Source organism: Helicobacter sp. MIT 14-3879 (assembly GCF_003364125.1).
This window is the reverse complement of the sequence record NZ_NXLP01000078.1, coordinates 1-5060: the sequence shown is the minus strand read 5'-3', so window position 1 is coordinate 5060 and position 5060 is coordinate 1. Positions and strand designations below refer to the sequence as shown.

General features: G+C 33.7%; 3 protein-coding genes. 2 read left to right on the top strand and 1 reads right to left on the bottom strand.

Going from position 1 to position 5060, the window contains the following annotated elements; genetic code table 11:
* The first annotated feature begins 610 nt into the window (after positions 1–610).
* Positions 611–1696 carry an N-acetyl-gamma-glutamyl-phosphate reductase gene (gene argC / locus CQA44_RS11115; RefSeq protein ID WP_115547298.1) on the top strand — a complete coding sequence of 362 codons (1086 nt, stop codon included), beginning with the start codon at positions 611–613 and terminating at the stop codon, positions 1694–1696.
* A 529-nt stretch (positions 1697–2225) separates the two neighbouring features.
* Positions 2226–2600 carry a hypothetical protein gene (locus CQA44_RS11110; protein WP_115547297.1) on the top strand — a complete coding sequence of 125 codons (375 nt, stop codon included), beginning with the start codon at positions 2226–2228 and terminating at the stop codon, positions 2598–2600.
* A gap of 325 nt (positions 2601–2925) precedes the next feature.
* On the opposite strand, the gene CQA44_RS11105 is transcribed toward CQA44_RS11110, so the two are convergent.
* Positions 2926–4728, bottom strand: a complete 1803-nt coding sequence (locus CQA44_RS11105; protein WP_115547296.1) for a flagellar hook-basal body complex protein — start codon at positions 4726–4728, stop codon at positions 2926–2928.
* Positions 4729–5060 lie beyond the last annotated feature (332 nt).

Genomic DNA, 5060 nt, shown 5'->3' with positions numbered 1-5060 from the left:
TTACCAATGAGCCCAAAAACACAAATCAATAATAATGAAAATAACTTAAACTGAATCTTCATATTTTCTCTCCTAAATTCCAATTTAATTATTAAATGATATGACAAAACAGTATATTAGTAAAGTTAATATGCTATAAACTATTTCAAGCAAGACACAAGGTTTGGAGTGTAAGACTTTCGCCCTTTTAACCCTAATTATTATTGTATAATAATAAATAAAGAACTTTGAAAGATTTATGTGCTTGTGCCTATCGTGTTGTGATTTTATATGCCCTAATTAAAGCTGCATTTCGCTGGGTATTCTTCAATCCCCTTTCGATAGCTTGCCTCATTGTTTGTTGTTTATAAATTTTAGAATCTATCGTGCATCATGTTAAAAGTATTGTTTATGTAGTCGCTCAAGTTAGTATCTCATAATATTTCAGTTTGATGAAATTCAGAATAGAAATGTTTAGATTCTTCAATCTAATTTTCTAAATGCGCACATAAAAGCTTAAGAACTGCCCATAAAGGCAGTGAAATCTAGGATTCTTTAATGGATTTCCATATCCAAATCTCTTGCAAGACAGGCTTCAAGTAGTACAAATTACAATCTATAAGGAGAATATATGATAAAAGTGGCAATTTTAGGTGTCAGTGGCTATGGCGGCAGTGAAGTGCTTAGAATCTTAAACACACATAATGATGTAACTATCAATCACTTTGGTGCTAATACACAAGCTGGAATTCCTATTTCTCAAAGTCTTGGACAGTTTTATGGAATTTTTAACAATATTATGCAGCAAAGCGATTTGGTAGAAATCGCTAGAGAGAGTGATTGCATCATTACCGCAACGCCACATAAATTTTTAGCAGAGATTCTTACTAAAGAAATAGTTAAACAGTCAGTTATTATCGATCTATCTGCTGATTTTCGTCTAAAAAATCCTAAGAAATATGAAGAGTACTACCATTTTACTCACCCAAATCCCGAATTACTACAAGATTCTGTCTATGGCTTATGTGAAATAAATAAAAGTGCCATAACACATGCAAATCTTATTGCGAATCCGGGGTGCTACCCAACTTGCAGTACGCTATGTATTTTACCCTTATTACAACGAGGAATCATTGAAGATTCTAGTATTATTATTGATGCAAAAAGTGGTGTCTCTGGTGCGGGTAGAAGCGCAAAACTAGAAAATCTGTTTTGCGAGGTGCATGACAATATCAAAGCTTATGGTTTAATCAAGCACAGACATGTAGCTGAAATCGAACAAAATCTTGGTCTGTTTTCTCAACTCCAACCTCATCATTCCTCTTCTAATAAAGATTACAAAGACATTCATATAACCTTTACGCCGCATTTAATACCCATGAATCGTGGAATCTTAGTAACAGCTTATGCCAATCTCTCTGCTTCTTATATCAATATCACCCAAGCAGATATAGATTCTGTCTATGAGGAATTTTGTGAGAATAAAATCTTTGTCAGACATCTTAAAGGAGGAATTGCTCCACAAACAAGATGGGTAAAAGGGAGCAACTTTGTCGATATTAGTGCCTGTCTAGATTCGCGAAACAAACGTGTGATTATGATGGGGGCTATTGATAATCTTATAAAAGGCGCAGCAGGAGCAGCTATCCAGAATTTAAATTTACGTTTTGGATTCAAAGAATCACAGGCATTAGAGGATATCGCATTATTTCCTTAGTTCTATGACTTTTTTACTGATTCTTAGTAAGACAATGTAAAACTTATAGAAATTTGGATGGAGCATTATGGGACATAGAATAAAATGCACTAGAGTATTATTTTGTAACAAGATACACGAAGATACTCACTTTAGTTATGATTTATTATGGAGCTTTATACTCAAATAAATAGATTTTATCATTCTGAGAATATTCGATTCTATATTCTTACCCATCCAAACGAAATAACCACTTCTCACAAGATACGTTGGTGATTTTACTGCGCTTTTAACAAAGCAGCAAACAGACTATAACAGCCATTAAGCCTGTATTATTTTTTATAGTCTTAACAATAAATCTTATAGGCTACAAATACTTTGTTGTAGCATTTTCCTTTATTAAATCCCTAAATAAAAAACACAAAAAGTCTCTTAAATTGTTGAGAGACACAATAAATACTTAACAACATAGTTTAGTTTTTGCAAAATTTATGCTACAATAGAATTCTAAATGTATGAAATAGTCTATTTCGACTGCAAGGATTATAAAATGAAAACAATTATTATGAGTATTTTTTTCATAGCCTTAGGAATGAACTCCATTCAAGCAAAAGCCAAAAATATTGAGACAAGCACAGTTCGTGTAAATAAGACTATGACACTTTCACAAAGCGATATAACCTTTTTATTTGACAATATAGAATCAAACAAATTTGCTGTACTAGATTTTGAGGAAATGAAAGAAACAAAAGGTAAATTTTATCCTATTCTCCTAAGGTTCATTGGTGCTAGTCTCTTTGCCAACGCACCAGGACTAGATGATGCTATTTATAATGGCACTCTTCTGCAATTTCTTAGCAAGCAAGCAATTAGCCAACATGAAACAGATGAAATCATACATGCCTATTCCCAATGGATAAAATAATGATTTCTGTATGTATAACAATTATAACATCAATATCAGTCTTTATTTTAGCAAACTTTACCCTCTCTCATCTTAAGACACTAAGAAACATCTATTCTCACTCGAGAGTAAAGCTAGCTGTCGTCAGTTTTGTTTATATTGTACTTCCCATCATGATTCTTTTATCTTTTGTAACATTTTCGCAAGTACTTTTTATTATCTTTTGGTATATATATACGATTTTTTTAATATATCTTTCTCTAAAAATCTATCAACACAAAAAAGACACAAAAGATTCTATTTAGAGTTTTATAGTTTCAAGAACTCAGATTGTCTTTGCAGTAGTCTAAGCCCTCTTAAGCGCAATAGCTTCCTTAATCAAATCATCAGAAGTTGTGAAAGCCTTAGCATTCATAGAATAGCCTCTTTGCATGAGAATAAGGCTAGTTAGTGCATCTGCAACATCAACATTGCTTGTTTCTACATACCCTTGCAAAACTTTACCCTGTTTCAAGTTAGAATCTTCCCCCCATACAAGCTTTGGATTGCCACTTTGTTGCACCACTTCACCATTTGCAGTTGTCGGATTAAGCGCAAAGAGATTGCCCCCTACTTTCTTTAAACCTTGATCATTTGCAAACATCGCAAGTCCCACTCGTCCTATTGCCTCAACTTGCCCATTTGTGAAAGCTACAGAAATAACACCTTCGTTGTTGATTCTAATATTAGACATTTCGCCGCGATTTTTACCGTCTTGTTCAGTATTATTGACACCAGATTCGGCATAAACATGGTTGGTGCTGCGATTAAGCGTGAGCTTAACATTTTTTTGCCCTAAAAACGGAATTTCCATATCATCAGCATTTGCCTTGCCTTGTGGGTCAAAGAATATCTTGCCCTCTTTAACTTCAGAGCTAACCAACATTCTATCGCCAGAAAACTCATGAATATAACTACGAACATTCCATGTCTCTGGATGCTGCTGTGTACCCTCTGCATCTCCTGCGTTAATCAAGAAATATTCATTTCTTAAGGCATACTTTTTACCACTTGGATCAAAAACCTCTGTGGTATTTGTGAAGCTAGGCACACTTAAATTTGTCCCTGCGATATAGTCATTCTTTGCCATAGGGTCCATTTCGCCTGTAATATGTAGCCTTTCAAAGAAATTCCCGCTAACTTTGATTTTTACAGGTGTGTTGGTATTATTTTTTAGCACCAACACACCTTTAGGATCTATTACGCCATTTGCTCCGCGATTAAGCTCTAAGTCAAGTCCTGTATCCCTTTTGATAAGGTATTGTAACTGCCCAATCGTATGAAATCTACCTTGTGAAGAAGTCCCATCACCATACTCATAATGCGCAATTTGCACAGTGCCATCAGGCATGGTTACTTCAATGTCTGCTTTTGAAAAATTATTAGGGCGAATCATATCTCCATCGCGATTTGCCAAAGCATTAAAATCATGGTTAAAGAATCCAATTTCATTAAATACACCATTAGTTGTATATGCCTGAACAACATTTTTAAGCTCACCCATGCGATTAAGATTTACACTTAAATCCACTTTTGTAGTTTCAACAGGTTCATAACTAATCTGTGGAGGAATGGAGATTGGCTTCATAACCCCCTTTGCAAGTTCTTTATAATCTTGTTCAGGGTCTTGTGAAGCCTTAAAGCTGTTGTCTTTAATCTTACCTAAATTCACTCCATAGAGATAATATCCTTCAGAATTAACAAGATAGCCATCAGAATCTATCGTAAAATCTCCATTTTTTGTAAAGTAGTTTTCATCACTAACATTAAAGTTATCTTCACTAATTTCAAATTGCCCCTCCTTATTTTTTCCCACAACAAACCAACCTTTACCCGTATAAGCTACCGCTGTATCGCTATCTGCTTTTTTTAGATTGCCTGTTTTTGTTATAATATTATTGCTTCCACCCGTAACGCCATAACTAAAATCATTATTTGTGACAGTAGACGCATTAAGAGAATCCATACTACGTGCAAAAAGCGTTTTAAACTCAGGTGAATTCGCCTTATAGCCTGTAGTATTGACGTTGGCGATATTATTAGAAATACTATCAAGCCCAAATTGGTGTGTTTTAATCCCGCTAACTGCATTTAACATAGTGTCATTCATGGATTGCCTCCTGCATATCCTCATATTGTCGATTACTTAATGTATGTAATTTTATAAAATACATGCAAGAATCATGCCAAAATGATAGATTTTGTGAAAATTCATTTTATTTGTAACTTGTATGTTTTAACTACAATAAAAACAAAGTGTCCTATACAAAATATTTACAACCTAAAAAACCTAAAAGAAAGAATATTAATAAATAAAACCCCTTGTTTCAATCACACAACACAAAACTAATACCTATAATTTCTAAAAGTTTAAAAATAAATACTACAGTCGCAAATAATCTAAACAATAAATTTTAGGTTTGCAGTAAATAACCATAGAAG